The organism is Pseudomonas sp. B21-047 (assembly GCF_024748775.1).
Taxonomy (GTDB): domain Bacteria; phylum Pseudomonadota; class Gammaproteobacteria; order Pseudomonadales; family Pseudomonadaceae; genus Aquipseudomonas; species Aquipseudomonas capeferrum.
On sequence record NZ_CP087169.1, the window covers coordinates 1,970,358 to 1,997,082 of the forward strand.

The window sequence follows — 26,725 nt, forward strand, 5'->3', positions numbered from 1 at the left end:
AAACCATGGCACAGGCACTCAAGCGGCTGGTGACGGGGATCGAAGGGCTCGATGCGCTGCTCAGGGGGGGGCTGGTGGCGGGGGCGTCGTACATCATTCAAGGCCCACCCGGCGCGGGTAAAACCATTCTCGCCAATCAGTTGGCCTGTCACCACGTGCAGACTGGCGGCAGGGTGCTGGTGGCGACGTTGCTCAGTGAATCCCACGAGCGGCTGTTCCAGTACCTGGGTACCCTTGAATTTTTCGACCCGAGCCTGGTTGGCGACCAGATCCAGTTCGTCAGTGCCTTCGACGCCCTCGAGCAGGAAGGGCTCGATGCCGTGGTCAAGTTGCTGCGCCAGGAGATCGGGCGCCAGCAGGCCAGCCTACTCATCGTGGACGGTGTGCTCAATGCCCGCGTGCGTGCGCAGACGCACCTGGACACGAAAAAATTCGTCTCGGAACTGCAAGGCCACGCAGCTTTTGCCGGCTGCACCGTGTTGCTGTTGACCAGTGCACGGCTGGACGAAGGCAGCCCGGAACACACGATGGTCGATGGGGTGATCGAGCTGGGCGAGCAACTGGTCGGCAGCCGTGCCGTACGCCACATTCAGTTGCGCAAGACGCGTGGCAGCGCAGCCTTGTCGGGCCGTCACGAATGCCTGATCGACGAAGCGGGCATGCATGTGTTTCCGCGACTGGAGTCGCTGCTCGGTCACCTCAGTCAGAAGGGCAACGCCACGCTGAGCCGGGTCTCTTCAGGCATCATGAGCCTGGATGAAATGTGCGGTGGCGGGCTGGCCGCTGGCTCGGTCAGCCTGTTGATGGGGCCTTCCGGTATCGGCAAGACGTCCCTGGGCCTGGCATTTCTGGGCGCATGTACCGAGCGGGCGCCAGGGGTGCACTTCGGTTTCTATGAAACGCCCGAACGCTTGCGCCTCAAAGCGGCGTCGCTGGGCTACGATTTTGCCGCACTTGAGCGCGAAGGTGCCCTGCAGTTGTGCTGGCAGCCCACCACGGAGGGTTTGCTGGACCAGGTTGGCGCGCGCTTGCTTGAACGTGTCGAGGCGCAAGGCAGCAAGCGTGTGGTGATCGACAGCCTGGGTGCCTTCAGCCGTCTGGCGATCGACCCGACGCGGCTCAACGCGTTTTTCCGCGCCTTGACTGCTGAGCTGCGAGCACGTGAAGTCAGTGTGCTGTTGACCTGGGAAATGCGTGACATCTTCGGTTCGGAAATCACTGCGCCGATAGCGGACCTGTCGAGCATCGTCGACAACCTGATGCTGATGCGCTTCGTCGAGCTGCAGTCGCAGCTGCGGCGCATGCTGTCGATCCTCAAGGTGCGTGACAGCCACCATGACCCTGCGTTGCACGAGCTGCTGCTCGGCCCCCAGGGCATCACCTTGCGCAAGGCCTTCGAGGGCGCCAGCGGCGTGCTCTCTGGGGCCCCTGTGCCGCAGGGGAGCGGGTGACGGGCCCTCTGATGAACACCATTCTGATCGTCGATGACGAATACCTGATCGCCGACATCCTCGGCTTCGCCCTTGAGGATGAAGGTTATCTGGTGGAGAAGGCGAGCAATGGCCTCAAGGCCCTGGAAGCGCTCAAGGAAAAACGCGTCGAGCTGGTGATCACCGACTACATGATGCCCCTGCTCAATGGCGAAGAGCTGGTGCGCTCGATGCGCGATGAGCTGCACCTGAGCGACCTGCCGGTCATCTTGATGAGCGGCGGCCAGGTTAGCCAGGCCAGCCACGGGTGCCCGGAACTGTTCGCCGCGGTATTCGACAAACCCTTCGATATGGACAGGATGATCGCCAAGGTGCGCGAACTGCTGGGCACCTGAGGCACCGTCGATCAAGCGCGTCCGTGCGGCTTGAGGTGGGGTCGCTCAGTGCGAGTCGTCGTGTTTTTCCGGGGCCGGGCTGCCAGCCTGGATACGCTTGAAGATCTCTTCGCGGTGCACCTGGACATCTTTCGGTGCGTCGATACCAATCCTCACCTGCATCCCTTTGACGCCCAGAATGGTGACTTTGATGTCATCGTTGATGACGATGCTTTCGCCAACCTTACGGGTGAGTATCAGCATGTAGTTCTCCTTGGTAATGTTGAAATCCGTCGGGCTATTTGCCGCGGCGGTGGGAGCCAGTCCCTCTTCCTTCTCATTAAAGACGCTTTCGGCGGATAGGAATTCCCCGACAGACAAATTCTGTTGCGTGTCTTCAGTTGCAGGCGCCGATAGTTACCGCAAGCGGATTGTCGGCGAAGGTGCTCGGTGGCAAGAATAGGGGGGTTCAGCCCGTATGGGAAATTTCTCTGCATCATGGCCTAAATAGACAGTGTCAATGATCGTACTGTTCCTCTAGTGCCTGAAGAAATAACAGCAACGCGACTTCCTCCGGGTCCAGGCCCTTGCGGTTACGCTTGCGCGGCAAACTGGCCAGCCGCCCGAGGGCAAAGTGTTCCAGCACCGCCGGGTGGATGTAGCAGCGTCGGCACACCGCCGGGGTGTTGCCCAGGCGTGTGGCGACCTGTTTGACGATGGCCGCGACCTGGCGCTTCGCTTCGCTTTCCGGCTCCCATGCCAGCGGCCTGAGCAGGTCCAGCGCCAGGCTGCTGCCGGCCCAGGTGCGGTAGTCCTTGGCAGTGAAATCGGCGCCAGTGAGTTCCTGCAAAAACTGGTTGATCTCGCTGGAGCCGACGCTGCGGCGTTGGCCGTCTTCGTCCAGGTACTGGAACAGCGCCTGGCCCGGCAGCTCCATGCAACGCTTGAGCAGGTTTGCCAGGCGCCGGTCATGCAAGGTGACGTCGTGCTCGACGCCGCGCTTGCCGCGGAACTGGAAGCGGATGCTGCCGCCTTGCACCTTGACGTGGCGGTTGCGCAGCGTGGTCAGCCCGTATGACTGGTTGTCGCGCAGGTATCGCTGGTTGCCGATGCGGATCAGGGTGTGGTCCAGCAGGCTCACCACCAGTGCCATGACCTTTTCCCGGTCCAGGCCCGGGCGGGCCAGGTGCGTTTCCAGTTGCAGGCGCAGTTTCGGCAGTGCCTGAGCAAAGGCCAGCATGCGCCCGTATTTGTGCTGGTCACGCAGTTCGCGCCATTGCTCATGGTAGCGGTACTGCTTGCGGCCACGGGCGTCGCGGCCAGTAGCTTGCAGGTGACCCTGCGGGTCGGCGCAGATCCACACTTCGCTGTACGCCGGCGGAATCACCAGCGCGGCGATGCGCGCGAGGGTGTCGGCGTCGCGCACCCGTTGGCCCTCGGCATCAAAGTAGATGAAGCGGTCGCGCCAGCGCCGCCGGCTCAGGCCCGGTTGGCTGTCGTCAACGTAATGCAAGGTGCGGGGCAGGGGGCAGTCGAGCATTGGCGGCAGGCCTCGATCAGGTCACTGATCAATGGACAACGGCCGCGTGGTGGTTGCTCAGCCCAACAATGCCACCGACTTGATCTGGGCAAACAGTGCCTGGCCTGGGTGCAGGCCCAACTGGTCTGCCGAATAGCGAGTGATACGCGCCAGCAAGGCATTGCCGCCGGCATCCAGGCTGACCAGGACATGGGCCGGGTTGTCTGCCGGGCGGCTTTCACGCACCCGCACCGGCAACCGATTGAGGATGCTCGAGGCGCTGTCTGCGGCCAGGGCCAGGCTTACATCGCGGGCCTGAACCTTGACCCGCAGGGTACTGCCCATGACATGCGCAGGGTGGGCGATGCGCAAGAGTGGCGCGCTACTGCCGGGCAGGCGTAGGTCGAGCAAATCGTAATGAGGGTCATGACCGACCACCAGGCCTTCGAACACCACCCCGGCGTCCTCGCCCTGGGCCAATGAAAGGTCGAGGCGCGCCAGCGTTTCGCCGATCGGGCCGCTGGCCACGGCCTGGCCTTGCTCCAGCAACACCAGGTGGTCTGCCAGCCGCGCCACTTCGTCCTGGGCGTGGCTGACATACACCAGCGGGATTTCCAGCTCGTCATGCAGGCGCTCCAGGTACGGCAGGATCTCGCGCTTGCGCGGCCCGTCGAGGGCCGCCAGTGGCTCGTCCATCAGCAACAGCCGTGGGCTGCTGAGCAGCGCACGGGCAATGCCGACGCGCTGGGCCTCGCCGCCGGACAAGGTGGCCGGGCGGCGTGCCAGCAGGTGGCCGATGCCCAACAGTTGGCAGGCCTGATCAAGGCTGACCTTGCGCTCGCCCGGCGCAATTCGCCGCCAGCCGAACTCCAGGTTGCTGCGTACCGACAGGTGCGGGAACAGGCTGGCTTCCTGGAATACGTAGCCCACCGGTCGCAGATGCGGCGCCTGGAAATAGCCGCTCGCGCTGTCTTCCCAAACCTCGCCGTTGATCTCGATATACGCGCTGGCAGCCCGCTCCAGCCCCGCCAGGCAGCGCAGGCATGACGTCTTGCCCGAGCCGGAGTGGCCGAACAGCGCGCTGATACCGCGCCCTGGCAGCAGCAGGTCGACATCCAGGGTAAAGTCGTCGCGCGCCAACTCCAGGCGCGCCACAATCGATCCAGTCATTTCAGCTCCAGCCAGCTTTGCCGCGGCGCCCAGCGTATAGCAATAGCAGCACCAGGAACGAAAACACCAGCATGGCACCGGCCAGCCAGTGGGCTTGCGAATATTCCATAGCCTCGACGTGATCGAAGATCTGCACCGAGACCACGCGGGTCTTGTCGGGGATGTTGCCGCCAATCATCAGCACCACGCCAAACTCACCCACGGTATGGGCGAAACCCAGGATGCTCGCGGTGACGAAGCCGGGGCGGGCCAGCGGCAGTACCACATGAACGAAGGTGTCCCAGGGGCTGGCGCGCAGGGTGGCTGCCACTTCCAGTGGCCGTTGGCCGATAGCGCCAAAGGCATTTTGCAGCGGCTGCACCACGAACGGCATGGAATAGATCACCGAGCCAATCACCAACCCCGTGAAGCTGAACACCACGCTACCCAGGCCTAGTGCCTGGGTAGCCTGGCCAAGCCAACCGTGCGGGCCGAGGGCGATCAGCAGGTAAAAGCCGATCACCGTCGGTGGCAGCACCAGCGGCAACGCCACCACGGCGCCCACCGGCCCGCGTAACCACGAACGCGTGCGCGCCAGCCACCAGGCGAGGGGCGTACCGAGGACCAGCAGAATCAGGGTGGTCAAGCTGGCCAGTTTGACGGTCAGCCAGATTGCCCCCAGGTCACTGGCGTCCAGTGGCATCAGATTTCATAACCGTAGGACTTGATCACCGCTGCGGCTTTCGGGCCCTTCAGGTACTCGACCAGCGCCTTGGCGGCGGCATTGTCTTTGCCCTTGTTGAGGATCACGGCGTCCTGGCGGATGGGGTCGTGCAGCGCGGACGGCACGATCCAGGCCGAGCCGCTGGTTACCTTGCCGTCCTTGTAGATCTGCGACAGGGCAACGAAGCCCAGCTCGGCATTGCCGGTGGATACGAACTGGAAGGCCTGGGTGATGTTCTGGCCTTCGACGATCTTGCCCTTGGTGGCCTCGGCCAGGTTCAGTTTGTCCAGCACCTGCGTCGCGGCCAGGCCGTAAGGGGCGGCTTTAGGGTTGGCGATGGACAGGTGCTTGTAGGCGTTCTTTTTCAGCACTTCACCTTTGGCGTCCACGTAACCTACCTTCGCCGACCACAGGGCCAGGGTGCCGATGGCGTAGGTGAAACGCGAACCGGGTACGATTTCGTTTTCTTGCTCGAGCTTGGCTGGGGTGCTGTCATCGGCGGCGAGGAACACTTCGAACGGCGCACCGTTCTTGATTTGTGCGTAGAACTGCCCGGTGGCACCGTAGGCTGCAACCAGCTTGTGGCCGGTGTCTTTCTCGAAGTCCTTGGCGATGGCCTGGATCGGTGCTGTGAAGTTAGCTGCGACCGCGACCTGAACCTCGTCGGCCCAGGCAGTGTTGAGGCAGATCAGGCTGGCCAGGGCAGTGGCAGCCAGGTGCAGTGGGCGGATTCGCATGAAGACAGCTCCTTGGGATTATCGTTATAGCGTTAACTATATAGCGATACGCCATTGGCCGGGAAGGGCATGAGGGCAACTGTGTTATAGACGTTCGCCAACCGGGTTCAGCGCCCGATTTGTTGCAGGGCCTTGTCGGCGATATCCCGGGTCAGCTCACCTGCCGGCAGGTGCCTGCCCAGGCGCAGCGCCTGGCCTGACCAGAGGTTGCTGAAGTCGCTGTTGCCCTGGGGGTCGGTGATTGCGCGCAGCGGCATCAGCGCGCCACCCGCCAGCGGAAAGCGCGGTGCCAGCTCGCTCATCGGCCCCAGTTCGCGCATGACGCGATTGATGATGCCCCGCGCCGGGCGGCCGGTGAACAGATTGGTCAGTGCGGTTTCGCTGGCCGGCGCGGTGTCCAGAGCGTGGCGGTGAGCGGCAGAAACCTTGGCCTCAGGGCAGAACAGGTAGGCCGTGCCGATCTGCACGGCCGACGCGCCGAGGGCCAGGGCCGCGACCAGGCCGCGGTGGTCGCCGATGCCGCCGGCTGCAATCACCGGCACCTTGACCGCATCGGCAATCTGCGGCACCAGGGCGAAGGTGCCAATCTGGCTGGTGATGTCTTCGCTGAGGAACATGCCACGATGGCCGCCGGCTTCATAGCCCATGGCGATGATCGCGTCGCAGCCGTGGCGCTCCAGCCACACCGCTTCTGCCACCGTGGTGGCGCTGGACAGCACCTTGGCGCCGGTTGCCTTGACCCTCTGCAGCAACTGCGGCGCGGGCAGGCCGAAATGGAAACTCACCACTTCAGGGTGCAGTCGCTCGACCAGTTGGCAGCTTTGCTCATCGAAAGGCGCACGGTTGGAGGCCGGGGTGGGGGCCTCGAAGTCGGCACCCACTTCGCTGTAGTAAGGCTTCAATGCCTGCTTCCAGCGCGCATCGCGCTCGGCATCGGGCAGCGGTGGCTGGTGGCAGAAGAAGTTCAGGTTCAGCGGGCGCCCAGGGCAGGCGGCGCGAAATGCCTCGATCTCTTCAGCGATCTGCGCGGCGGTGAGCATGGCGCAGGGCAGCGCACCGAGGCCGCCCGCAGCGCCCACGGCAATGGCCATGGCCGAGCCGGTCGCACCGGCCATCGGCGCCTGGAGAATGGGCAGCTCGATGCCCAGCAGATCGAGGATGCGACGGTCAGGCCACTGGCTCATGCGATTCTCCTTGCGGGCAGCGTGATCGGTACGGCAGTGCACGTAGGGCGTTTACAGGGCCTTGCTGACCTGGATGTCGCTGATCTTCACGGCATCGTCGCCGTGGATCTTTTGCAGCGCTTGCAGCGCCTGCTCCACGGAAGCCTCGGGCATGAACGCGAATTCAAAGCGGCGCTCGCCGTCGAGTTTGTATTTGATGACGTACTTGATGGTCTGGGTCATGGCGGTCTTATCTGAGTTTCGACGACGAGCGACGGATGATCTTGATCTTGTGGGTCAAGGTCGGTTTGCGCGTTACCGAGATCGGGCGAGTGGTCACGGTATCGAGGGTGATGTTCCAGAAACCGGTACTTGGCACGGTGATCTTTGCCGGGAACTGGTCAAAAGCACCCCCGTGGTAGGTGTGCCGGCCGCCATTTTTGAAACTGCGGAAGTTGGCGTCGTTCATCAGGCGGATGTTGCAGCGCTGGGAGCACTCGATGACGACGATATCGTCTTCGTTCAGGTGCTCGCGCTGGTGTACGAATTTCATGTGATGCTCCGCAAGGTTTGGATCTGCAAAGGCGAAAGATACCACGATGTAGCGTTACACTGCCGCGCCTGTTGGCCAGGCGTAGATAAATCTGCCAAAGCAGGGAGCAAAACAGCCCGGCGGTGGTCGAACGGGATTCTTGAAAGGCAGAGGTGCTGCAAATGAAATGGATGGTAGCGGCGTTGTCCCTGACGCTGGGTGGCTGTGTCAGCGTTTCGGAGCTTGAACAATCGCGCGAAACAATGGATGTGATCTCTGGCAAGACGCCGCGTGAATACGCAGATTGCATCAAGCAGAAGCTGGCCGATACCCGTGATCCGTTGGTCGAGGAGCCGCGAGGCGACGGCCTGCGCCTGATCGTGCCGCAGAAGCTCACGTCCGGGGCCGGGCCTGCGGCGTTGGTCGATATCGACAAGCGTGGCAGCGGCAGCAGCATCAAACTGCGTGAGCGGTTGAACAACTTCCCGCTGCGCCTGGGCGACGTGCGTACGGCGACGACGCAGTGCATTTCTGGCCATTGATCTGGCGCAATTGATTCGCGGTTAAAAAGCCAATAACCCTCGCTTGGCGAGTCTGGTGTTGTTGCGATTTGCCTTACGGGTCTAGTATCCATTTGCTTATGTTTTTTAAGCCTAAGCTTATAACAAAAGAAATGGAGATTCGTGATGACACCGTTGAGTCGAGTCGTGATCGGCAGCTTGCTGATCCTGGCCTGGCCCACGGCGCATGCCGCCGATGGCCAGAAAATCTTCACCCAGGGCGGGGCTAACCCCGCCGCCATGGCCTGCCTAGGTTGCCATGGGCCAGACGGCAAGGGCATTGCCGCCGCCGGGTTCCCCCGTTTGGCCGGGTTACCCGCCGGCTACCTGAGCAAACAGTTGCACGACTGGCGTGATGGCACGCGCAAGCAGCCGGTCATGGAACCGCTCGCCAAGGCTTTGAGCGAAGACGAGATCAAGGCGGTCAGCGCGTACCTGGCCAGCCTACCGGCCGAGCCTGCGGCTGACCTGCGCCGCCAGCAGATTGCCGATGACCCCACCACGCGCATGGCCCTGTACGGTGATTGGGGGCGACAGATACCCGGTTGTGTGCAATGTCACGGCCCTGGTGGCAGTGGGGTAGGTGAGCATTTTCCGCCCTTGGCAGGCCAGCCTGCGGCTTACTTGATGGCGCAGCTCAATGCCTGGCGCGACGGCAGCCGCAGCAATGACCCCAACCAACTGATGGTGGGCGTGGCCAAGGCGATGACCGATGACGAGGTCAAGGCCATTGCCGAGTTCTTCGCCCGCCCCGCCAGCCAGGAGGTCACGCCATGAAGCCCTTGATTCCCGCCGCGCTGCTGTTGGCCATGGGCAGTGCCCAGGCCGCCCCGATCGCCATGGAAGACCAGTCGCAGTTGAAGGTGCCAGGCGTGCAGGCCGCGCCGCAGTTCGTGCCGCCCGCCGAAAGCGAGTTGCCGGACAATGCCTTTGGCAAGATGGTCCGCGAGGGCCATGCCTTGTTTGTCGATACCCGACGCAAGATGCCGGAAGCCGTGGGTAACGGTTTGAACTGCAGCAACTGCCACCTCGACCAGGGGCGGCTGGCACACTCCGCGCCGATGTGGGGCGCGTACCCGATGTACCCGGCTTATCGCAAGAAAAACGACAAGGTCAACACCTACGCCGAGCGCATCCAGGGGTGTTTCCAGTTCAGCATGAACGGCAAGCCACCGGCGGCGGACAGCCCGCAGATGACGGCGCTGTCGGTGTATGCCTACTGGCTGTCGACCAAGGCACCCACAGGCGTCGAGATCGCGGGTCGCGGCTATCCGGACGTGGCGCAACCCCAGGGTGGCTACGACTTCAAGCGCGGCCAGCAGGTTTACCGTGAGCAATGTGCGATTTGCCATGGTGACAACGGCGAAGGGCAGAAGGTGGCCGGTGAGTACGTGATGCCGCCGCTGTGGGGCAAGGACTCCTACAACTGGGGGGCCGGTATGCACCGGATCAACACGGCAGCGTCCTTCATCAAGTACAACATGCCACTGGGCAAACCGGGCAGCTTGAGCGATCAACAGGCCTGGGATGTGGCGGCGTGGATCAACCGCCACGAACGGCCGCAGGACCCGCGCTTGGTGGAGGGGTCTGTGGAGAAGACGCGGCTGAAGTTTCATGCCAATGACGGGGTGAACCTGTATGGCCAGCAAGTCGAGGGGGTGTTGATCGGGCAGGGAACGGGTAGCTGACGGGTTTGCTGCGCCGGCCGCCTTCTTTTGTCATCTGCCCGTCACCGCCCTGCAACCACCTTCGGGTTGCAATGACCGCCATCATCCTCAAGGAGCGCGGCCATGGAACTCTGTGTGATCGGGGCGGGGTATGTCGGCTTGGTAACGGCGGCCTGTTTTGCCGAAATGGGCAACCGGGTGACCTGCCTGGAACGTGATCCGCAGCGCTTGATGCAGTTGCGCCAGGGCCAGTGCCCGATCCACGAGCCAGGCCTGCCGGCACTCTTGCATAGCGGCATGCAGGCGGGCCGCCTGCTGTTCAGCGATGATTGGCAGCAAGCGCTGGCCAGTGCCGAGGTGGTGTTTATCGCCGTGGGCACGCCCAGCCAGGAGGACGGTTCGGCCGATCTGCAGCATGTGCTGGGCGTTGCCGACAGCCTGGGGCGCCACCTGACACGCCCAAGCCTGGTGGTGAACAAGTCGACAGTACCGGTAGGTACTGCAGAGCGGGTGGCCCGGCACATTGCAGTCGGTTTGCGCGCGCGTGGCGCAGGCTTTGCTGTCGAGGTGGCGAGCAACCCCGAGTTTCTCAAGGAGGGCAGCGCCATCGATGACTTCATGCGCCCCGACCGCATCATCATCGGCAGCGACAGTGCGGCGGCCGGCCAGTGCCTGCAGCGGCTGTATGCACCCTTTGTGCGTAACTGCGAACGCATTCTGTTGATGACGCCCCGCGCCGCCGAGTTCAGCAAATACGCCGCCAACGCCTTTCTGGCCACCAAGGTTTCCTTCATCAATGAGCTGGCGGGGCTTTGCGCACAGCTGGATGTGGACATCGAGCAGGTGCGCCGGGGCATCGGCAGTGATCGGCGCATCGGTAGCCATTTTATCTATGCCGGGTGTGGCTACGGCGGTTCGTGCTTCCCCAAGGATGTCCGGGCCCTGCTTCGCACTGCCGAGCAGCAGGGCTACCAGGCCGCGATTCTGCAGGCGGTGCAGGCACGCAACGACGAACAGAAGACCTTGCTGTTCAAGGCGCTGCACCAGCACTTTGGCGGCTTCATGCGTGGGCGTAGCGTCGCGCTCTGGGGGCTGGCCTTCAAACCGGGCACTGACGACCTTCGCGAGGCGCCCAGCTTGGTGCTGATCGATGCGTTGCTTGCGGCGGGGGCCCGGGTACAGGCCTGCGACCCGGTGGCACTTGGCGGCATGCAGGGGCGTTATCCGCAGGCCGTGGCCAGCGGTCAGTTGCGCCTGAGCGAAGACCCTTACGCCTGTGCCGAGGGCGCAGACGCCCTGGTGCTGGTGACCGAATGGAAGCAGTTTCGGCAGCCGGATTTCGTGCGTGTGCGGGGGCTTATGCGTATGCCAGTGCTATTTGATGGGCGCAATATTTACGATCCCTTGGAACTATCTACACTGGGTTATCTCTATCATGGCATCGGTCGGCCTCAGGTGGGGCATTGTAAGGTGACTGCCGCCTGATTAGACTGCGCCGAATTCCACAGGCCTAGCCTTTGTTTAAGGACGTATATGATCAAGAAATGCTTGTTCCCGGCCGCCGGTTACGGCACCCGCTTCCTGCCCGCTACCAAAGCCATGCCCAAGGAAATGCTGCCGGTGGTCAACAAGCCACTGATCCAGTATGGCGTTGAAGAAGCGCTGGATGCCGGCCTGAACGAGATCTCCATTGTGACCGGCCGTGGCAAGCGTGCCCTGGAAGACCACTTCGACATCAGCTACGAGCTGGAAAACCAGATCAAGGGCACCGACAAGGAAAAGTACCTGGTCGGTATCCGTCGTCTGCTTAACGAGTGCTCCTTCTCCTACACCCGTCAGACCGAGATGAAGGGCCTGGGCCACGCGATCCTCACCGGCCGCCCGTTGATCGGTGACGAACCGTTCGCGGTGGTGCTGGCTGACGACCTGTGCGTCAACCCGGAAGGTGACGGTGTACTGACCCAGATGGTCAAACTGTTCAAGCAGTACCGCTGCTCGATCGTCGCCATCCAGGAAGTCGACCCGCAGGAAACCAACAAGTACGGCGTAATCGCCGGTGAGATGATCCGCGACGACATCTACCGTGTCACCAACATGGTCGAAAAGCCTGCACCGGAAGACGCGCCTTCGAACCTGGCGATCATCGGCCGCTACATCCTGACCCCGGACATCTTCGATATCATCGCCAACACCGAGCCTGGCAAAGGTGGCGAAATCCAGATCACTGACGCCCTGCTGCAACAGGCCAAAGATGGCTGCGTGATTGCCTACAAGTTCAAGGGCAAGCGTTTCGACTGCGGTGGCGCCGAAGGCTACATCGACGCGACCAACTTCTGCTTCGAGAACTACTACAAGACTGGCAAGGCTTACTGATAAGCCCCGCTGGTCTGCAAGCCACCCCTCGGGGTGGCTTTTTTGTTTGCGGCGGCCAACGGCGGTATGCTGGGTGCCAGCCTAGGAGACTGAATAAATGGCCTACGATTTTGATCTGTTCGTGATTGGTGCCGGGTCCGGCGGTGTGCGCGCAGCGCGTTTTGCCGCGGGCTTCGGCGCGAAGGTGGCGGTAGCCGAAAGCCGCTACCTGGGCGGTACCTGCGTCAACGTCGGCTGTGTGCCGAAAAAACTGCTGGTGTATGGCGCGCATGTCGCCGACGAGCTGGAACAGGCCGCAGGCTTCGGCTGGACCCTGGAAGAAGGGCATTTCGACTGGGGCACCCTGATTGCCAACAAAAACCGGGAAATCGAGCGCCTCAACGGTATCTACCGCAACCTGCTGGTCAACAGCGGGGTGACCCTGTTGCAGGGCCATGCACGCCTGACTGGCGCCAACGAGGTGGAAGTCGACGGCCAGCGCTATACCGCCGAGCACATCCTCATCGCCACCGGCGGCTGGCCGCAGGTGCCGGACATCCCTGGCAAGGAACTGGCCATCACTTCCAACGAAGCGTTCTACCTCAAGGCGTTGCCGCGCCGCGTGCTGGTGGTGGGCGGTGGCTACATCGCCGTCGAGTTTGCCGGCATCTTCCAGGGCCTGGGGGCCGATACCAGTTTGCTGTACCGGGGCGATCTGTTCCTGCGCGGGTTTGATGGTTCGGTGCGCACGCACTTGAAGGAAGAGCTGGAAAAACGCGGCCTCGATCTGCAGTTCAACGCGGATATCCAGCGCATCGACCAGCTGGACGACGGCAGCCTCAAGGCCACCCTCAAGGATGGCCGCGAGCTGGTTGCCGACTGCGTGTTCTACGCCACTGGGCGGCGGCCGATGCTCGACAATTTGGGCCTGGAGAACACGGGCGTCGAGCTGGATGCACGGGGCTACATTCGCGTCGATGAGCAGTACCAGACCACCGCGCCGTCGATTCTGGCCATTGGCGATGTGATCGGTCGCGTGCAGCTCACCCCAGTGGCGCTGGCCGAAGGCATGGCCGTTGCGCGGCGCTTGTTCAAGCCCGAGCAGTACCGCCCGGTGGACTACCAGAACATCCCCACTGCGGTGTTCAGCCAGCCGCCGATCGGCACCGTTGGCCTCACCGAGGAACAGGCGCTGGAGGCCGGCCATAAGGTGCAGATCTTCGAGAGCCGTTTCCGGGCCATGAAGCTGACCTTGACCGACATCCAGGAAAAGACCCTGATGAAGCTGGTGGTCGATGCCGAGACCGACAAGGTGCTCGGCTGCCACATGGTCGGGCCGGATGCCGGCGAGATCGTGCAGGGCCTGGGGATTGCGCTGAAGGCGGGCGCGACCAAGCAGCAGTTTGACGAGACCATCGGCGTGCACCCGACCGCGGCTGAAGAATTCGTGACGATGCGCACCGTTACCCGCTAAAAGCACCTCCGGCCTTTGTAGGAGCGGCCTTGCGTCGCGATGGGCTGCGAAGCGGCCCCTGGATCTGTGTTTCGACGCCGAAATCCTGGGGCCGCTTCGCAGCCCATCGCGACGCAAGGCCGCTCCTACACAAAGCAACCGCCGCTCAGCGCTATCTCTTCTATTAATAGACCCTGGTTATAGCCAAAACCAATCGCCAGCATCAGGTTTGCCAATGAGCCTTTCTGGGGGCCAGCGGTTAGGATTCTCTCCGTCAACTGATTTCAACCCCATGAAGGAGCGTCTCTCATGCCTATCATCAACAGCCAGGTCAAACCGTTCAACGCCACCGCCTTCCACAACGGCGAATTCGTTCAGGTAAGCGAAGCCGACCTGAAAGGCAAGTGGTCTGTCGTGTTCTTCTACCCGGCCGACTTCACCTTCGTTTGCCCGACCGAGCTGGGTGACCTTGCTGACAACTACGCAGAGTTCCAGAAGCTCGGCGTGGAAATCTACGGCGTGTCCACCGACACCCACTTCACCCACAAAGCCTGGCACGACACCTCGGAAACCATCGGCAAGATCAAGTACCCGCTGATCGGTGACCCGACCCACGTCATCTCGCGCAACTTCGACGTGCTGATCGAAGAAGCCGGCCTGGCCGATCGCGGTACCTTCGTGATCAACCCGGAAGGCCAGATCAAGATCGTCGAAATCAACGACGGTGGTGTAGGCCGTGATGCCAGCGAACTGCTGCGCAAGGTCAAGGCTGCCCAGTACGTCGCTGCCCACCCAGGCGAAGTCTGCCCGGCCAAGTGGAAAGAAGGCGAAGCTACCCTGGCGCCATCCCTGGACCTGGTCGGCAAGATCTGATCGTCGTCCGATAAGTGCCTGCGCGACGATCATGCTGCGTTGAAACTCATCGCCGTTCGGCACTTCACGAACGAATAGACGTTATGCGCCAGTCGAGGGCGGTAAGCAGCCGCCAAAGCTGAAGTACTTACCGCCCCGCCAAACGCCCGGGCGCTGTTGCCTGGGCGTTTTTGTATCTGCAGATTGAAAAAGGAATCGCCCGTATGTTGGACGCCACGCTTAAATCGCAACTGAAAACCTACCTGGAGCGGGTCACCCAGCCGATCGAGATCGTTGCTTCCCTCGACGACGGCGCGAAATCCCGCGAATTGCACGACCTGCTGGTGGAAATCGCCGGCCTGTCGAACCTGATTACCCTGCGCGCGGACGGGACCGACGCTCGTCGACCATCGTTCTCGCTCAATCGCCCTGGGGCTGACATCAGCCTGCGTTTCGCCGGCATCCCCATGGGCCATGAATTCACCTCCCTGGTGCTGGCGCTGCTGCAAGTCGGTGGCCACCCGTCCAAGGCCAGCGCCGAAGTGATCGAGCAGATCCAAGGGCTGCAAGGCGAATTCACCTTTGAAACCTACTTCTCGCTGTCGTGCCAGAACTGCCCGGACGTGGTCCAGGCGCTGAACCTGATGGCGGTGCTCAACCCCAACGTGCGCCACGTGGCCATCGACGGCGCGCTGTTCCAGGACGAAGTCGAATCGCGCAAAGTCATGGCGGTACCGAGCATCTACCTGAACGGTGAAGTGTTCGGCCAGGGCCGCATGGGCCTGGAAGAGATTCTGGGCAAGATCGACACCAGTGCCGGCAGCCGCCAGGCCGAAAAGATCAACGCCAAGGACGCTTTCGATGTATTGATCGTCGGCGGTGGCCCGGCCGGCGCTGCGGCCGCGATCTATGCCGCGCGTAAAGGTATCCGTACCGGTGTTGCCGCCGAGCGTTTCGGCGGCCAGGTGCTCGACACCCTGGCCATCGAGAACTTTATCTCGGTGCAGGAAACCGAAGGGCCGAAACTGGCCACTGCGCTGGAAGAACACGTCAAGCAGTACGACGTCGACATCATGAACCTGCAGCGCGGTGAAGCGCTGATCCCGGCCACCGATGGCGGCCTGCACGAAGTGCGTCTGGCGGGCGGTGCGTCGCTCAAGGCCAAGACCGTGATCCTGGCCACCGGTGCACGCTGGCGCGAAATGAACGTGCCGGGCGAGCAGCAATACCGTGCCCGGGGCGTGGCTTACTGCCCGCACTGTGATGGCCCACTGTTCAAGGGCAAGCGTGTGGCGGTGATCGGCGGCGGCAACTCGGGCGTGGAAGCGGCCATCGATTTGGCGGGCATCGTCGCCCAGGTGACCCTGATCGAGTTCGACAGCCAGTTGCGTGCCGACGCCGTGTTGCAACGCAAGCTGCACAGCCTGCCGAACGTCAAGGTGATCACCCGCGCACTGACCACCGAAGTGGTCGGCGATGGTGAGAAGGTGACGGGGTTGCGCTACAAGGATCGCGCCAGCGATGAGCTGCATGACCTGGCGCTGGAAGGCATCTTCGTGCAGATCGGCCTGTTGCCCAATACCGACTGGCTCAAAGGCACCGTCGAACTGTCGCCGCGTGGCGAGATCATTGTCGATGCCAAGGGCGCGACCAACATCCCCGGCGTGTTTGCCGCGGGTGATGTGACCACCGTGCCGTACAAACAGATCGTCATTGCGGTGGGTGAGGGCGCCAAGGCTTCGCTGGCGGCCTTCGACCACCTGATTCGGGCTTCGGCCCCGGCGTAAGTCAGCAGCAGCCTGAGGGTGTCTATCATTACCCCAGACACCCTCAGGAACCTCACCATGACCCTGATCAGCCGCGAACCCTGGTGGCTAGTGCCACCCAAGCCCGGGCAGAAAGAGCAGGACCTGCACTGGGGCTACCTGGAAATCTACGCCGACGGCCGCACCGTGTTCGTCGACCAGCGCCCCAGTGAGCGGGAGCTGGCCGAGCGCAAGAGCTGTCGCAATTTCCCCGACCCCGAGCACTAATGGCTCAGCCTTCGAGTTCGGCCAGGCGCGCCTCCAGCGCTGCAATCCGGGCTTCCAAGGCCTCCATGCGCTCTTCCGAAACACTGCCACCGCTGCTGCGGGCACCGCCTTCCTGCTGGCGTGCGGCCATGATCGCTTCGATTTCTGCCGGGTCGCCCAATGCATGGGTATAGCGGTCTTCGCGCTGGCCTGCCTGGCGCGGTAGGTGCAGGGCAAGGTCCCTTGAAATCAGGCGTTCCAGCTGGTGCTGGATCTGCTCGGTGTCATCGAATTCATGCAGGCGGTTGCTGCGGCTGAGCAACTCGTTGAGGGTTTGCGGGCCGCGCAAAAACATCAGGCCCATCAGCACCAGTTGCGCCGGCACCAATTCCAGGGCCTTGTCCACCCGCTGCTCCCAGCGGTCGGCGCGGCTGCCCATCTGCAAGCGGGTCATGCCTTGGCCTTCGAGCGCCCGCAGGGCCTGGCCGACCTGGCCTTGGGTGAGGTTCATCACCGGTTCCCGGCTGGTCTTCTGGTTGCAGGCCAGGACCAGGGCATTGAGGGTCAGTGGGTAGCTTTCCGGGCTGGTGGCCTGCTTTTCGATCAGCGAGCCGAGAATGCGGATCTCGGTGCTGTTGAAACGGCCTTCACCTACGGTTTCGTGTTCGGACATGGCCCTGTCTCATTGCGAGGAAAAGGCCACTAGCGTAGGTAAAGCCGTTGATTAAGGCAATTGGGGCCGCAACACGGCCCCGACAGCCTCACGCCCCGCGTCGCTCCTCAGCCTGGCACGCCGCCGCCGTGAACAGCACGTCGGTCGACGAATTCAGCGCAGTCTCCGCCGAGTCCTGCAGCACACCAATGATGAAGCCCACCGCAACCACTTGCATGGCAATCTCGCTGGGGATGCCGAACAGGCTGCACGCCAGCGGGATCAACAACAGCGAACCACCTGCCACGCCCGAGGCGCCGCACGCACAGACAGCCGCCACCACGCTGAGCAGCACGGCAGTCGGCAGGTCGACCGGGATACCCAGGGTATGCACCGCGGCCAGGGTCAGTACGGTGATGGTGATCGCTGCGCCCGCCATGTTGATGGTCGCGCCCAGCGGGATCGACACCGAATAGGTGTCTTCATGCAGGCCAAGGCGCTCCGACAGGGCCAGGTTGACCGGGATGTTGGCCGCCGAGCTGCGGGTGAAGAACGCCGTGATACCGCTCTCGCGCAGGCACAGCAGGGTCAGCGGGTACGGGTTGCGGCGAATCTTCCAGAACACGATCAGCGGGTTCATCACCAGGGCCACGAACAGCATGCAGCCAATCAGCACGGCCAGCAGGTGCAGGTAGCCGAGCAGGGCTTCGAGGCCTGACTGGGCGAGGGTGGCGCTGACCAGGCCGAAGATGCCCAAGGGCGCGAAACGGATGACCACGCGCACGATCAAGGTAACCCCGTTGGACAGGTCCTCGACCACGGTGCGGGTGGTTTCGCCGGCATGGCGCAGCGCCACGCCCAGGCCAATCGCCCAGGTCAGCACACCAATGAAGTTGGCATTGAGCAAGGCGTTGACCGGGTTGTCGACGGCGCTCAGCAGCAGGTTCTGCAGGACCTCGGCGATACCGCCCGGCGCACTCAGCGTGGTATCACCGGCACTCAGCACCAGGTGGGATGGGAACAGCATGCTGGCCACCACGGCCACCACCGATGCGGAGAAGGTGCCCAGCAGGTACAGCCACAGGATCGGGCGTATGTGGGTTTCCTGGCCGTGGCGGTGGTTGGCGATCGAGGCCATGACCAGAATGAACACCAGAATGGGTGCCACCGCCTTGAGGGCGCTGACGAACACCTTGCCGAGGAACGCCAGGTCGAGGGCGACGTCGGGTGCGAGCAGCGCCAGGGCGATGCCGGCCAGCAGGCCGATGACGATCTGCGTCACCAGGCTGGTGCGGTTGAGAAGGCGGAAGAAGGGGGTCATATGCAGCGATATCCCGGCATGTTCAAAAAGGGCGAAACTTTACCATAGACCTTTGTCGGGCAGGTTCGCGGTCTTCAGGGTTCACGCGCGAAGCGGCGAGCACATCACCAGTGGAACAACTCCCGTCGCGCCCCCTCGGTAATGGCGACGATCCCTGGGTGCTTGACCTTGCGCTCCACCGAAATGGCATAGAACGATTCATGCACCGCTTCGGTCTGCCCGATCAGTTGCACGCCATACTGGCGGCACACTTCCTCGGCGATCACGCTGGGCGCCACGAAGATGCCGCTGCCCGATTGGCCAAACGCCTGCATCAAGGCGCTGTCGTCGAACTCGCCAACGATCCGCGGCTGTACCTGCTGTTCCCCCAGCCAGCGCAGCAAACGGCTACGCACCACGGTCTCCTGGCCCGGAATCAACAGCGGTGCATCGTCCAGGCAGGCAGGGAAGGGCCCGGCAAGGCGTTGCGCCAACGCCTGGGTGGCGAAGAAACTCAGGCCACACTCGCCGAGCTTCTGGCTGTAGCCCTTGATATCCAGGTGGTTGGGCATCGGGCTGTCGGAAATGACCAGGTCCAGGCGCTGAATCGCCAGGTCCGCCAGCAGCCGCTCGAGTTTGTCTTCCCGGCAATTGATGCGCAGCACCTCGTCCAGCTCCATGGTCGGCGCCAGCAGGCGATAGACGATGGATTTGGGGACCACGTCGGCCACCCCCACGCGAAACAGAATCTGCTCTTGCGGGCCGGCGCGCAGCATGGCTTCCAGCTCGCCGCCGAGCTGGAACATCTGCTCGGCATACACCAGGGTCTGGCGGCCGGTCTCGGTCAGCTCCAACTGCCGACCGACCCGCTGGAACAATTCAAGGCCATACGTCTGCTCGAACAGGCTGATCTGCCCGCTGATGGTCTGCGGGGTGAGGTTCAACTGCTCGCTGGCACGCGCGATGCTGCCGGTCTTGGCCACGGCCCAGAAGTAGTGCAACTGGCGATAGTTGAGCATCGGTGTATTTCTCGATTCGTAAAAACCGAAGTATAACCGCTGAAAATACGAATTTTCCTGATGTATTCGCCTCTCTAGAATGCGACTCCATGAGGCGCGTTGCGCGCCGCCGGAATATCGACAAGCGAGGAACCCATGTTGCAGCTTAAATCCATTGGCACGCCTTTGGTGCTGGCCCTGGCCCTGTTCACCCTGGCCGGCTGCGATCAGGCTGAAAAATCTGCCCAGCAGATGCTCGACCAAGCCGCCCAGTCGGCCAAGCAGGCCATCGACAAGACCAACGAAGCGGCCCAGCAGGCCCTGAGCGATGCCATCGGCAGCGAAGGCCAGCCGCCCAAAGATGCTGAAAAGCACGAAAAGACCCAGGACATCTGACCCCAAGACCCGATGCAGGATTGATTAAATGGAATATTTGCTGGAACTCGCCGCAAGCCCGACCGCCTGGGTCGCCCTCGCCACCTTGGTGGCCATGGAGATCGTGCTCGGCATCGACAACCTGATCTTCATCTCCATCCTGACCAACAAGCTACCCATGGAATACCGTTCCAAGGCGCGGCGCATTGGTATCAGCATGGCCCTGGTCATGCGCCTGGCGCTGCTCAGCACCGTGGCCTGGATCGTGCAACTGACCGAGCCGGTGATCGATGTGTTCGGCCACAGCTTCTCGTGGAAGGACATGATTCTGATCGCAGGTGGCTTGTTCCTGCTGTGGAAGGCCACCAAGGAAATCCACGAGAACGTCGACCCGCATGGTGCCAAGGAAGAGTCCAAGGCCGGTTCCACCATCACCTTGGGCTTTGCCGCAGCCATCGGCCAGATCCTGCTGCTGGATATCGTCTTCTCGATCGACAGCATCATTACCGCCGTGGGTATGACCGAGCACCTGCCGATCATGATCATTGCCGTGATCGCTGCCGTGATCGTGATGCTGGTGGCGGCCGACCCGCTGGCTAAGTTCATCAATGACAACCCGACCGTGGTGATGCTGGCCCTGGGCTTCCTGATCATGATCGGCATGACCCTGATCGCCGAAGGCATGGGGGCTCATGTACCGAAAGGGTATGTGTACGCAGCGATGGCCTTCTCGACCTTGATCGAGGTCCTCAACATCATGGCCCGTCGGGCGCGGCTCAAGCGCGAAGCGGCAGAAGGTTGATGTAAAAGGCGCATGCCCACCGCTGGCCTTGAAGCCAGGGGTGGGCCCTGCGAATGGACCATCACAAAAGCGTGAGTTTAATGCGCCTCCACTTGCCGCCGTACCCTGTGCCCTACCTGAGGTTTGGCCAGGCCCTGCGGGGGCAGGGAGTGATGATGGGAATGACGCCGCACGATACGCAGTACACCCCACAGCATGGCGGCTGCGACGCTCAGCCACATACCTACCAGCATGAGGATTGCCAGGGTCAGGCTCATGTGTGCCTCCTTCTCTCGGGCAAGCGCGCTGTCAGCCAGGGCTCGCCTTACAGACACTGCTTTAGTCTAGCTCGACCCGTGTGACGTTCCATTGATCAAAGGTCTATTGCTTGGTCCGATTGGCTACAAGCCTGTGTCGGACTATACCCGCGCACCTGTGGGCCCTATGATCTGAGCCCAGAGCCGGGCGCTGCCTGCCTGGCATCGGAACAAGCGAGTGCCCATGGAGCAAGTTTCCTTCAAACCGCTGGCCTCAGCCCCCCGTCGGCTGCTGCTGGCCTGCCTGATGGCGGCCAGCCTGGCCGGTTGTGCCAGCGCACCGCCCGCGAACCTGAAAGGCCTGCCGCAGCGGGTCGAGATCAGCAGCGTGCCGTTTTACCGTGGCAATGCCAACCACAGCGGCGCCATGGCCCTGGCAGCGCTGCTTTCGCAGCAGGGGGCGCCGATCACGCCAGGCCTGCTGGACAAACCATTGAACCTGCCCCAGGGCGCCGAAACGCTGGACACCAGCATCCCCCGCGTGGCGCGTGACTACGGCATGGTGGTGTACGCGCTGGACAAGCAGATGGACGCCTTGCTGATGCAGGTGGCGGCGGGCAACCCGGTATTGCTGCGTTACGAGGAGGGTTCAGCCTGGTGGAGCGAGCCACGCTACGCGGTGCTGATCGGTTATGACCGCTACAAGCAGCGGGTACTGTTGCGCTCAGGCATGCACCGCAGGCAACTGATGGCCTTCGATGATTTTGCTTCGGCCTGGGCCAAGCAGGGCAGTTGGGCGGTGCTGGTGCAACCGCCGCGGCAACTGCCCGCCCAGGTAGACCGGCAACGTTGGTTGCAGGCGGCTGACGAACTGGCCCGAGCAGGGCAGGAAATCGCCGCGAAACAGGCCGTGAACAGCCTGGGGCGGTGAACGCACACCGGCCTCGCGAAGAGGCCGGTGTTAGGTTACCGAGGCATCAATCAGAAGCCCAGGCGGTCACGCAGGCTGTAGTACCAGGCACCGATGGCGCTGAATGGCACACGCAGCATCTGGCCACCCGGGAACGGGTAGTGCGGCAGGCCTGCGAACGCATCGAAACGCTCGGCCTGGCCACGCAGCGCCTCGGCCAGCACCTTGCCTGCCAAGTGCGTGTAGGTGACGCCGTGGCCCGAGCAGCCCTGGGAGTAATAGATGTTGTCGCCGATGCGGCCAACCTGCGGCAGGCGCGACAGGGTCAGCAGGAAGTTGCCGGTCCAGGCGTAATCGATCTTCACGTTCTGCAACTGCGGGAAGGCCTTGAGCATCTTCGGACGGATGATTGCCTCGATGTTCGCCGGGTCACGCGCGCCGTAGACCACGCCGCCGCCGAAGATCAGGCGCTTGTCGCTGGTCAGGCGGTAGTAGTCGAGCAGGTAGTTGCAGTCTTCGACACAGTAATCCTGCGGCAGCAGGGTACGTGCCAGGTCATCGCTCAGGGGCTCGGTGGTGATCACCTGGGTGCCGCACGGCATGGACTTGGCGGCCAGCTCTGGCACCAGGTTGCCCAGGTAGGCGTTACCGGCGACGATGATGAACTTGGCGCGCACCTTGCCTTGCGGTGTGTGCACGACCGGGTTGGCGCCACGCTCGATACGGATGGCCGGGGTCTGCTCATAGATGATGCCGCCCAGCGACTCGACCGCGGCCGCTTCGCCCAGGGCCAGGTTCAGCGGGTGGATGTGGCCGCCGCTCATGTCCAGCATGCCGCCGATGTAGCTGTCGCATGCGACTACTTCACGGATGCGCTTCTGGTCCATCAGCTCGAGCTGGTTGTGGCCAAAGCGTTCCCACAGGCGCTTTTGCGACTCCAGGTGGCTCATCTGTTTAGGGGTGATGGCTGCGAACACGCCACCGTCTTTCAGGTCGCACTGGATATTGTACTTGGCGACACGCTCACGAATGATGCGGCCACCTTCGAATGCCATCTGGCCCAGCAGTTGTGCCTGCTTGGGGCCGACGGTGCGCTCGATCACGTCGATGTCACGGCTGTAGCTGTTGACGATCTGGCCGCCGTTGCGGCCGGACGCGCCAAAACCAACCTTGGCGGCTTCGACGATGCTGACCTTGAAGCCGTTTTCCAGCAGGAACAAGGCGCTGGACAGGCCGGTGTAGCCGGCACCGATGATGCACACATCGGTTTCCACCTCACCCTGCAGCGCCGGACGTGGCGGCACCGGGTTAGCCGAGGCGGCGTAGTAGGACTGGGGGTAGGGGGTGTTGGCCATGCTCGAGAAACCTCGTGTGTTATATTTTTAACGAATGTAGCGATGCTATCAATAATAATAAACACCCGCTAGTCGTCCGTTGAAAATCCTTTACCCGGCCGTCGCCGAAGCCTTCCTATAAAGAGGTTAAGATTCAGTAAGTTAGCGCGAAAAAAAGTGTTGACATGGTTTTCGGAGTGCGTAGAATGCGCACCACACGACAGGCACATAGCTCAGTTGGTTAGAGCACCACCTTGACATGGTGGGGGTCGTTGGTTCGAGTCCAATTGTGCCTACCAAATCGAAGAAGGGGCAATCCGAAAGGGTTGCCCCTTTTTTCATTGGGCGGCCTTGCGGGAGCGTCGATCCGGTCGAAAAGGGGCATGAAGCAGCCCCTCCGGTCAAAACCGAAAGTTTTTGATTTTTCTGAAAAAAAAGCTTTACAGGTACGCATTCGATCACTAATATGCGCACCACACGACAGGCACATAGCTCAGTTGGTTAGAGCACCACCTTGACATGGTGGGGGTCGTTGGTTCGAGTCCAATTGTGCCTACCAAATCGAAAAAGGGCGATCCACACGGATCGCCCTTTTTTATTGCCCGCTAAACGGCTGCCGGTAACCACAACGCCAGTTGTGGAAAGGCGATCAACAGCGCGATCAGCACCAGCAACGCCAGGCAGAACGGCAGCGCGCCGTACACCACGTCCATGAAGTTGCCCCGGCCACGAATGCTCTGCACCACGAACAGGTTCATGCCGAACGGTGGCGTAATCTGGCCCATCTCGCACAGCACGATCAACACCACCCCAAACCACAACGGATCGAAACCCAGTGCGACGATGATCGGTACGATCAGCGGCGCGGTGGTGATCAACATGGCCAGCGTGTCCATGAAGCAACCCAGCACGATGTAGAACAGGATGATCGCCAGCAGTGTGGCCGTGGGGGAAAGGTTCAGGTCAGTGACAAAATGGACCAGCGTGGTGGTCAGGCCAATGGAGGCCAGCACAAAGTTGAGAAAGAACGCCGACAGGGTGATGAACATGATCATGCCGGTGGTGCGCAGGGTTGCCTCGAACGCCTGACCGAGGCTCTGCCAGGTGATTGCCCGGCGCCATAGGCCCAGGCCCAAGGCGCTCAGCACACCCAGCGCTGCCGACTCGCTGGCGGTGGCGAAGCCGCTGTAGATCGAACCGATCACCAGGGCGAAGATCGCCAGTGGCGGCAACAGGTCAGGGAGGCAGGCCAGGCGCTCGGCCCAGCGCGTAGGCGCCTTGCGGCCGTCCAGCTGTGGCCGAATCAGGCAGGCCAGCACGATCAACGCGATAAACAGCACGCTCAGGATGATGCTGGGAACGGTCGCGGCCAGGTACAGCTTGGGTACTGACACGTTGGCGATCAGGGCAAACAGGATCATGTTGATCGAAGGCGGAATCAGGATGCCCAGTGTGCCACCGGCGGCAATCGAGCCGAGAAACAGCGGCGCGTTGTAGCCTTTGCGTTCCTGCTCGGGGATGGCCAGGGTCGAGAGGGTGGCCGCAGTCGCCACGCTGGAGCCGCTGGTGGTGGCGAACAGTGCGCTGGCGCCGATGTTCGAATTCATCAAGCCACCTGGCAGCCACGACAGCCACTTTTCGACGGCCTGGTACATGCGCCCGGCCACGCCTGAGCACACCAGCAGTTCACCCATCAGGATGTACAAAGGGATCGCCACCAGAAGGAATTCGCTACTGGTATTCCAGGCAATTTCACCCATGGCGCTGCTTAACGGCAATGTCGAGAACAACTGCGACAGGGACATGCCCAGCAGGCCGACACTGACTGCAGCGGCCACGCTAAGCGCCAGCAGTGCGAGCAGCACGATCAGGGTGAGGCTCAGCATGGTTTGTGCCCCGTGCCAGCAGCGGGGCTGCCGGGGTAGCGTTCCTGCTGGATATCCTCCTCCACCGAGTTGATGCCGATCAGTTTGCTGACAGCGTGCCAGCGGCCGTGCAGCAAGTGGCGGGTGCAGGTGACCACCAGGCTCGACAAGGTCAGGGCAAAGAACACGTAGCCGCCGAACCAGAGCGATTGAGGCAGCCATTGTGGTACCTGCAGTGGCGTGTTTGACACTGAACGGTATTCGATGGAGTCCCACAGCACGTTCCACGCGTGGTAGGCCAATGTGCTGGCAAGCACCAGCATGCAGGCGAGGGCGAACAGGTCGAGCGCGACCCTGGGGCGCAGACCAAGGCGGGTGTAGAGGATGTCCACGCGGATGTGCGCGCGCTTCAGCAAGGTGACCGGGAGCGCCCAGGCGCTGGTGATCGCCAGCACGTAACCGGCTATTTCGTCGGCGCCGCCCATGGAGATGCCCAGGGCCTTGCGCAAGATCAGGTCGATGCCAATCAGAAGGGCGCAGGTGAGCAGCGCGAAGCCGCCGACCCAGGTACTGGCCTTGGCAATGGCGCTGATGGCTCCCATGCCTGAGCGGGCGGTGTGCATGTGGGTAGTCTCCGAAGCAGGGTGGCTCATGGGGCCAGGCGCATGCCGATGGCATCGCCCACGGTGGCATTCCAGCGTGCCACGCAGGGGCCGCCGCAGCGTTTGCCCCAGTCGTTGGCGATGGTCAGTGCGGCCTGGCGCAGGGTCTGCTGCTCTGCTGCGGTCGGGGCCGAGGCGGTCATGTGTGCGGGGTGATGAATCTGGCAGTCAGGGCCGCCGACATTGCAGGCCTGGGCATAACGGTTCTCGTTGGCGGTCGCTTGCCACAGGGCCTGCTCCAGCACTTGCGATTGCACCTGCAGCAATTGCTGCACCTCGGGCGGCAATTGCTGCCAGCGCTTCAGGCCGATGCCATAGAAGCCGATCGACCAATCCACGGGCAGGTTGTAAAGGTAGCCTGCAACGTCGTACCACTTGGCGGCGTTGCCCGAGCCAATGCCGGTGATGGCGCAGTCGATGACGCCGGTTTGCATGGCGGTTACCACCTCGGCAAAGGGCAGGGTGACGGGCGCCGCGCCCATGGCCTTGACCAGCTCGGCCATATTGCGCCCCCGAGTGCGCACTTTCCTGCCCTTCAAGTCAGCCAGCGAGTGCACGGCATCGCGGCAAAAGAAGACCTGCGCGGTATAGGGGACGGTGGCCAGCAACTTGATGCCGTGACGCTCGGCCATGCGTTGTTCGAGCACCGGCTTGTAGGCGTTGGCGACCCTATGGGCGGTGTCGATGGTATCGGCCAGGCCGGGCAGGTCCACACCTTCGAAGGTGGCATCGTCGCCGGCGACGAAGGCGAACACGCCCATGCCGATATCAACTGCGCCAAAGCGCATCAGGCGAATGATCTCCGGGCCTTTCAGGCCACTTTCCGACAACCCCAGCAGTTGCGCGGTGACCCTGCCTTGCGAGCGCGCGGGCAACGTCTGATTCCAGAAAGGCTGTTCAACCGCCCGGAACGTGTAGTTGTGGCTGCCACCGCCCACCACGTTGAAGCGCATCACGGGGTAGTCTTGCGCGCGCGCCGGCGAGGTACCGAGCAGCGCGCCGAACGCCAGGGGGATGAGCAGCGAGCTGAGTTTCACGGTAGTCCTCTTGTGCTTGTTCGGGAGCTA

30 protein-coding genes and 2 tRNA genes are annotated in these 26,725 nt (G+C 62.5%); 16 read left to right on the top strand and 16 right to left on the bottom strand.

The window, feature by feature from the left end; translation table 11 throughout:
- Positions 1-5 precede the first annotated feature (5 nt).
- A complete protein-coding gene (locus LOY26_RS09075; protein ID WP_186663838.1) occupies positions 6-1,451 on the top strand; it encodes an ATPase domain-containing protein in 1,446 nt (481 codons plus the stop codon).
- 11 nt (positions 1,452-1,462) lie between these two features.
- The gene (locus LOY26_RS09080) at positions 1,463-1,825 is read left to right on the top strand and encodes a response regulator (RefSeq protein ID WP_186660081.1); all 363 of its coding nucleotides are present in this window, start codon (positions 1,463-1,465) and stop codon (positions 1,823-1,825) included.
- Between the two features lie 45 nt (positions 1,826-1,870).
- Here the strand turns inward: LOY26_RS09080 and csrA are convergent, their stop codons facing one another.
- The 8 genes from csrA to LOY26_RS09120 form a co-directional block, all read right to left on the bottom strand.
- Complete coding sequence (gene csrA / locus LOY26_RS09085) at positions 1,871-2,068, bottom strand: carbon storage regulator CsrA (protein WP_004375914.1); 198 nt, start codon at positions 2,066-2,068, stop codon at positions 1,871-1,873.
- 253 nt (positions 2,069-2,321) lie between these two features.
- Positions 2,322-3,344, bottom strand: a complete 1,023-nt coding sequence (locus LOY26_RS09090) for a DNA topoisomerase IB (protein WP_186660079.1) — start codon at positions 3,342-3,344, stop codon at positions 2,322-2,324.
- 57 nt (positions 3,345-3,401) lie between these two features.
- Positions 3,402-4,493, bottom strand: a complete 1,092-nt coding sequence (gene modC / locus LOY26_RS09095) for a molybdenum ABC transporter ATP-binding protein (protein WP_033696840.1) — start codon at positions 4,491-4,493, stop codon at positions 3,402-3,404.
- Between the two features lies 1 nt (position 4,494).
- On the bottom strand, positions 4,495-5,175 hold the full coding sequence (modB, locus tag LOY26_RS09100) for a molybdate ABC transporter permease subunit (protein ID WP_186660075.1): 681 nt from the start codon (positions 5,173-5,175) through the stop codon (positions 4,495-4,497).
- Positions 5,175-5,933, bottom strand: coding sequence for a molybdate ABC transporter substrate-binding protein (gene modA, locus LOY26_RS09105; protein ID WP_186660064.1), 759 nt, complete (start codon positions 5,931-5,933; stop codon positions 5,175-5,177). The genes modB and modA overlap by 1 nt, the downstream gene beginning before the upstream one ends.
- Before the next feature lie 107 nt (positions 5,934-6,040).
- Positions 6,041-7,117 carry a nitronate monooxygenase family protein gene (locus tag LOY26_RS09110; RefSeq protein WP_186660062.1) on the bottom strand — a complete coding sequence of 359 codons (1,077 nt, stop codon included), beginning with the start codon at positions 7,115-7,117 and terminating at the stop codon, positions 6,041-6,043.
- Positions 7,118-7,168: 51 nt separating this feature from the next.
- Entirely contained in the window at positions 7,169-7,339 is a 171-nt protein-coding gene (locus LOY26_RS09115; protein ID WP_077068364.1) for a hypothetical protein, read from the bottom strand.
- Between the two features lie 7 nt (positions 7,340-7,346).
- Positions 7,347-7,649, bottom strand: a complete 303-nt coding sequence (locus tag LOY26_RS09120; RefSeq protein WP_033696846.1) for a DUF1883 domain-containing protein — start codon at positions 7,647-7,649, stop codon at positions 7,347-7,349.
- A gap of 161 nt (positions 7,650-7,810) precedes the next feature.
- On the opposite strand from LOY26_RS09120, the gene LOY26_RS09125 reads away from it, so the two are divergent.
- The 9 genes from LOY26_RS09125 (at position 7,811) to LOY26_RS09165 (ending at position 16,545) form a co-directional block, all read left to right on the top strand.
- Positions 7,811-8,170 (top strand): hypothetical protein, encoded by a 360-nt coding sequence (locus LOY26_RS09125; RefSeq protein WP_033696847.1) that lies wholly within the window; start codon positions 7,811-7,813, stop codon positions 8,168-8,170.
- Between the two features lie 144 nt (positions 8,171-8,314).
- A complete protein-coding gene (locus tag LOY26_RS09130; RefSeq protein ID WP_258714616.1) occupies positions 8,315-8,965 on the top strand; it encodes a cytochrome c in 651 nt (216 codons plus the stop codon).
- Positions 8,962-9,876, top strand: a complete 915-nt coding sequence (locus LOY26_RS09135) for a c-type cytochrome (RefSeq protein WP_033696850.1) — start codon at positions 8,962-8,964, stop codon at positions 9,874-9,876. The genes LOY26_RS09130 and LOY26_RS09135 overlap by 4 nt, the downstream gene beginning before the upstream one ends.
- Before the next feature lie 102 nt (positions 9,877-9,978).
- The gene (locus LOY26_RS09140; protein ID WP_258714617.1) at positions 9,979-11,340 is read left to right on the top strand and encodes a UDP-glucose/GDP-mannose dehydrogenase family protein; all 1,362 of its coding nucleotides are present in this window, start codon (positions 9,979-9,981) and stop codon (positions 11,338-11,340) included.
- Positions 11,341-11,388: 48 nt separating this feature from the next.
- The gene (galU, locus tag LOY26_RS09145) at positions 11,389-12,228 is read left to right on the top strand and encodes a UTP--glucose-1-phosphate uridylyltransferase GalU (protein WP_033696852.1); all 840 of its coding nucleotides are present in this window, start codon (positions 11,389-11,391) and stop codon (positions 12,226-12,228) included.
- A 97-nt stretch (positions 12,229-12,325) separates the two neighbouring features.
- Complete coding sequence (gorA, locus tag LOY26_RS09150; RefSeq protein WP_047581926.1) at positions 12,326-13,681, top strand: glutathione-disulfide reductase; 1,356 nt, start codon at positions 12,326-12,328, stop codon at positions 13,679-13,681.
- Between the two features lie 288 nt (positions 13,682-13,969).
- Positions 13,970-14,533 carry an alkyl hydroperoxide reductase subunit C gene (gene ahpC, locus LOY26_RS09155; RefSeq protein ID WP_033696855.1) on the top strand — a complete coding sequence of 188 codons (564 nt, stop codon included), beginning with the start codon at positions 13,970-13,972 and terminating at the stop codon, positions 14,531-14,533.
- 203 nt (positions 14,534-14,736) lie between these two features.
- Complete coding sequence (ahpF, locus tag LOY26_RS09160) at positions 14,737-16,299, top strand: alkyl hydroperoxide reductase subunit F (RefSeq protein ID WP_033696856.1); 1,563 nt, start codon at positions 14,737-14,739, stop codon at positions 16,297-16,299.
- Positions 16,300-16,356: 57 nt separating this feature from the next.
- Positions 16,357-16,545, top strand: coding sequence for a hypothetical protein (locus tag LOY26_RS09165; RefSeq protein WP_186659889.1), 189 nt, complete (start codon positions 16,357-16,359; stop codon positions 16,543-16,545).
- Between the two features lie 4 nt (positions 16,546-16,549).
- On the opposite strand, the gene LOY26_RS09170 is transcribed toward LOY26_RS09165, so the two are convergent.
- From LOY26_RS09170 to nhaR, 3 genes are all read right to left on the bottom strand, one after another.
- Positions 16,550-17,197, bottom strand: a complete 648-nt coding sequence (locus LOY26_RS09170; RefSeq protein ID WP_033696859.1) for a YceH family protein — start codon at positions 17,195-17,197, stop codon at positions 16,550-16,552.
- Between the two features lie 88 nt (positions 17,198-17,285).
- The gene (gene sstT, locus LOY26_RS09175; protein ID WP_258714618.1) at positions 17,286-18,497 is read right to left on the bottom strand and encodes a serine/threonine transporter SstT; all 1,212 of its coding nucleotides are present in this window, start codon (positions 18,495-18,497) and stop codon (positions 17,286-17,288) included.
- A 104-nt stretch (positions 18,498-18,601) separates the two neighbouring features.
- The gene (gene nhaR / locus LOY26_RS09180; protein WP_033696862.1) at positions 18,602-19,495 is read right to left on the bottom strand and encodes a transcriptional activator NhaR; all 894 of its coding nucleotides are present in this window, start codon (positions 19,493-19,495) and stop codon (positions 18,602-18,604) included.
- Between the two features lie 135 nt (positions 19,496-19,630).
- Between nhaR and LOY26_RS09185 the strand changes: the two genes are divergently transcribed.
- Both LOY26_RS09185 and LOY26_RS09190 read left to right on the top strand, forming a co-directional pair.
- A complete protein-coding gene (locus tag LOY26_RS09185; protein ID WP_033696863.1) occupies positions 19,631-19,870 on the top strand; it encodes a hypothetical protein in 240 nt (79 codons plus the stop codon).
- Between the two features lie 28 nt (positions 19,871-19,898).
- Entirely contained in the window at positions 19,899-20,651 is a 753-nt protein-coding gene (locus LOY26_RS09190; RefSeq protein ID WP_033696865.1) for a TerC family protein, read from the top strand.
- 77 nt (positions 20,652-20,728) lie between these two features.
- On the opposite strand, the gene LOY26_RS09195 is transcribed toward LOY26_RS09190, so the two are convergent.
- The gene (locus tag LOY26_RS09195; RefSeq protein WP_033696866.1) at positions 20,729-20,908 is read right to left on the bottom strand and encodes a hypothetical protein; all 180 of its coding nucleotides are present in this window, start codon (positions 20,906-20,908) and stop codon (positions 20,729-20,731) included.
- A 223-nt stretch (positions 20,909-21,131) separates the two neighbouring features.
- On the opposite strand from LOY26_RS09195, the gene LOY26_RS09200 reads away from it, so the two are divergent.
- On the top strand, positions 21,132-21,818 hold the full coding sequence (locus LOY26_RS09200; protein ID WP_258714619.1) for a peptidase C39 family protein: 687 nt from the start codon (positions 21,132-21,134) through the stop codon (positions 21,816-21,818).
- A 50-nt stretch (positions 21,819-21,868) separates the two neighbouring features.
- On the opposite strand, the gene LOY26_RS09205 is transcribed toward LOY26_RS09200, so the two are convergent.
- Positions 21,869-23,152, bottom strand: coding sequence for an FAD-binding oxidoreductase (locus tag LOY26_RS09205; protein ID WP_258714620.1), 1,284 nt, complete (start codon positions 23,150-23,152; stop codon positions 21,869-21,871).
- Positions 23,153-23,353: 201 nt separating this feature from the next.
- Here LOY26_RS09205 and LOY26_RS09210 point away from each other — a divergent pair.
- Positions 23,354-23,430, top strand: a tRNA-Val gene (locus LOY26_RS09210).
- 183 nt (positions 23,431-23,613) lie between these two features.
- Positions 23,614-23,690: transfer RNA gene (locus LOY26_RS09215), tRNA-Val, on the top strand.
- Between the two features lie 46 nt (positions 23,691-23,736).
- Here LOY26_RS09215 and LOY26_RS09220 read toward each other — a convergent pair.
- The 3 genes from LOY26_RS09220 to LOY26_RS09230 are packed head-to-tail and all read right to left on the bottom strand — an operon-like array spanning position 23,737 to position 26,695.
- Positions 23,737-25,017: a TRAP transporter large permease gene (locus tag LOY26_RS09220; RefSeq protein WP_186659881.1), complete on the bottom strand. Its 1,281-nt coding sequence runs from the start codon at positions 25,015-25,017 to the stop codon at positions 23,737-23,739.
- Entirely contained in the window at positions 25,011-25,619 is a 609-nt protein-coding gene (locus tag LOY26_RS09225; RefSeq protein WP_186659879.1) for a TRAP transporter small permease subunit, read from the bottom strand. Before LOY26_RS09225 ends, LOY26_RS09220 begins: the two co-directional genes overlap by 7 nt.
- A gap of 26 nt (positions 25,620-25,645) precedes the next feature.
- Entirely contained in the window at positions 25,646-26,695 is a 1,050-nt protein-coding gene (locus LOY26_RS09230; protein WP_186663829.1) for a TRAP transporter substrate-binding protein, read from the bottom strand.
- Between the last annotated feature and the right edge of the window lie 30 nt (positions 26,696-26,725).

Coding starts and splice junctions, on each gene's coding strand:
- LOY26_RS09200 (WP_258714619.1), top strand. CDS start 21,132: ATGGAGCAAGTTTCCTTCAAACCGCTGGCCTCAGCCCCCCGTCGGCTG.
- LOY26_RS09205 (WP_258714620.1), bottom strand. CDS start 23,152: ATGGCCAACACCCCCTACCCCCAGTCCTACTACGCCGCCTCGGCTAAC.
- LOY26_RS09120 (WP_033696846.1), bottom strand. CDS start 7,649: ATGAAATTCGTACACCAGCGCGAGCACCTGAACGAAGACGATATCGTC.
- LOY26_RS09125 (WP_033696847.1), top strand. CDS start 7,811: ATGAAATGGATGGTAGCGGCGTTGTCCCTGACGCTGGGTGGCTGTGTC.
- LOY26_RS09110 (WP_186660062.1), bottom strand. CDS start 7,117: ATGAGCCAGTGGCCTGACCGTCGCATCCTCGATCTGCTGGGCATCGAG.
- LOY26_RS09115 (WP_077068364.1), bottom strand. CDS start 7,339: ATGACCCAGACCATCAAGTACGTCATCAAATACAAACTCGACGGCGAG.
- LOY26_RS09130 (WP_258714616.1), top strand. CDS start 8,315: ATGACACCGTTGAGTCGAGTCGTGATCGGCAGCTTGCTGATCCTGGCC.
- ahpF (WP_033696856.1), top strand. CDS start 14,737: ATGTTGGACGCCACGCTTAAATCGCAACTGAAAACCTACCTGGAGCGG.
- LOY26_RS09185 (WP_033696863.1), top strand. CDS start 19,631: ATGTTGCAGCTTAAATCCATTGGCACGCCTTTGGTGCTGGCCCTGGCC.
- sstT (WP_258714618.1), bottom strand. CDS start 18,497: ATGACCCCCTTCTTCCGCCTTCTCAACCGCACCAGCCTGGTGACGCAG.
- modC (WP_033696840.1), bottom strand. CDS start 4,493: ATGACTGGATCGATTGTGGCGCGCCTGGAGTTGGCGCGCGACGACTTT.
- modA (WP_186660064.1), bottom strand. CDS start 5,933: ATGCGAATCCGCCCACTGCACCTGGCTGCCACTGCCCTGGCCAGCCTG.
- gorA (WP_047581926.1), top strand. CDS start 12,326: ATGGCCTACGATTTTGATCTGTTCGTGATTGGTGCCGGGTCCGGCGGT.
- nhaR (WP_033696862.1), bottom strand. CDS start 19,495: ATGCTCAACTATCGCCAGTTGCACTACTTCTGGGCCGTGGCCAAGACC.
- LOY26_RS09080 (WP_186660081.1), top strand. CDS start 1,463: ATGAACACCATTCTGATCGTCGATGACGAATACCTGATCGCCGACATC.
- LOY26_RS09075 (WP_186663838.1), top strand. CDS start 6: ATGGCACAGGCACTCAAGCGGCTGGTGACGGGGATCGAAGGGCTCGAT.
- csrA (WP_004375914.1), bottom strand. CDS start 2,068: ATGCTGATACTCACCCGTAAGGTTGGCGAAAGCATCGTCATCAACGAT.
- LOY26_RS09220 (WP_186659881.1), bottom strand. CDS start 25,017: ATGCTGAGCCTCACCCTGATCGTGCTGCTCGCACTGCTGGCGCTTAGC.
- LOY26_RS09225 (WP_186659879.1), bottom strand. CDS start 25,619: ATGCACACCGCCCGCTCAGGCATGGGAGCCATCAGCGCCATTGCCAAG.
- LOY26_RS09195 (WP_033696866.1), bottom strand. CDS start 20,908: ATGAGCCTGACCCTGGCAATCCTCATGCTGGTAGGTATGTGGCTGAGC.
- LOY26_RS09135 (WP_033696850.1), top strand. CDS start 8,962: ATGAAGCCCTTGATTCCCGCCGCGCTGCTGTTGGCCATGGGCAGTGCC.
- LOY26_RS09165 (WP_186659889.1), top strand. CDS start 16,357: ATGACCCTGATCAGCCGCGAACCCTGGTGGCTAGTGCCACCCAAGCCC.
- ahpC (WP_033696855.1), top strand. CDS start 13,970: ATGCCTATCATCAACAGCCAGGTCAAACCGTTCAACGCCACCGCCTTC.
- galU (WP_033696852.1), top strand. CDS start 11,389: ATGATCAAGAAATGCTTGTTCCCGGCCGCCGGTTACGGCACCCGCTTC.
- LOY26_RS09190 (WP_033696865.1), top strand. CDS start 19,899: ATGGAATATTTGCTGGAACTCGCCGCAAGCCCGACCGCCTGGGTCGCC.
- LOY26_RS09170 (WP_033696859.1), bottom strand. CDS start 17,197: ATGTCCGAACACGAAACCGTAGGTGAAGGCCGTTTCAACAGCACCGAG.
- LOY26_RS09090 (WP_186660079.1), bottom strand. CDS start 3,344: ATGCTCGACTGCCCCCTGCCCCGCACCTTGCATTACGTTGACGACAGC.
- LOY26_RS09140 (WP_258714617.1), top strand. CDS start 9,979: ATGGAACTCTGTGTGATCGGGGCGGGGTATGTCGGCTTGGTAACGGCG.
- modB (WP_186660075.1), bottom strand. CDS start 5,175: ATGCCACTGGACGCCAGTGACCTGGGGGCAATCTGGCTGACCGTCAAA.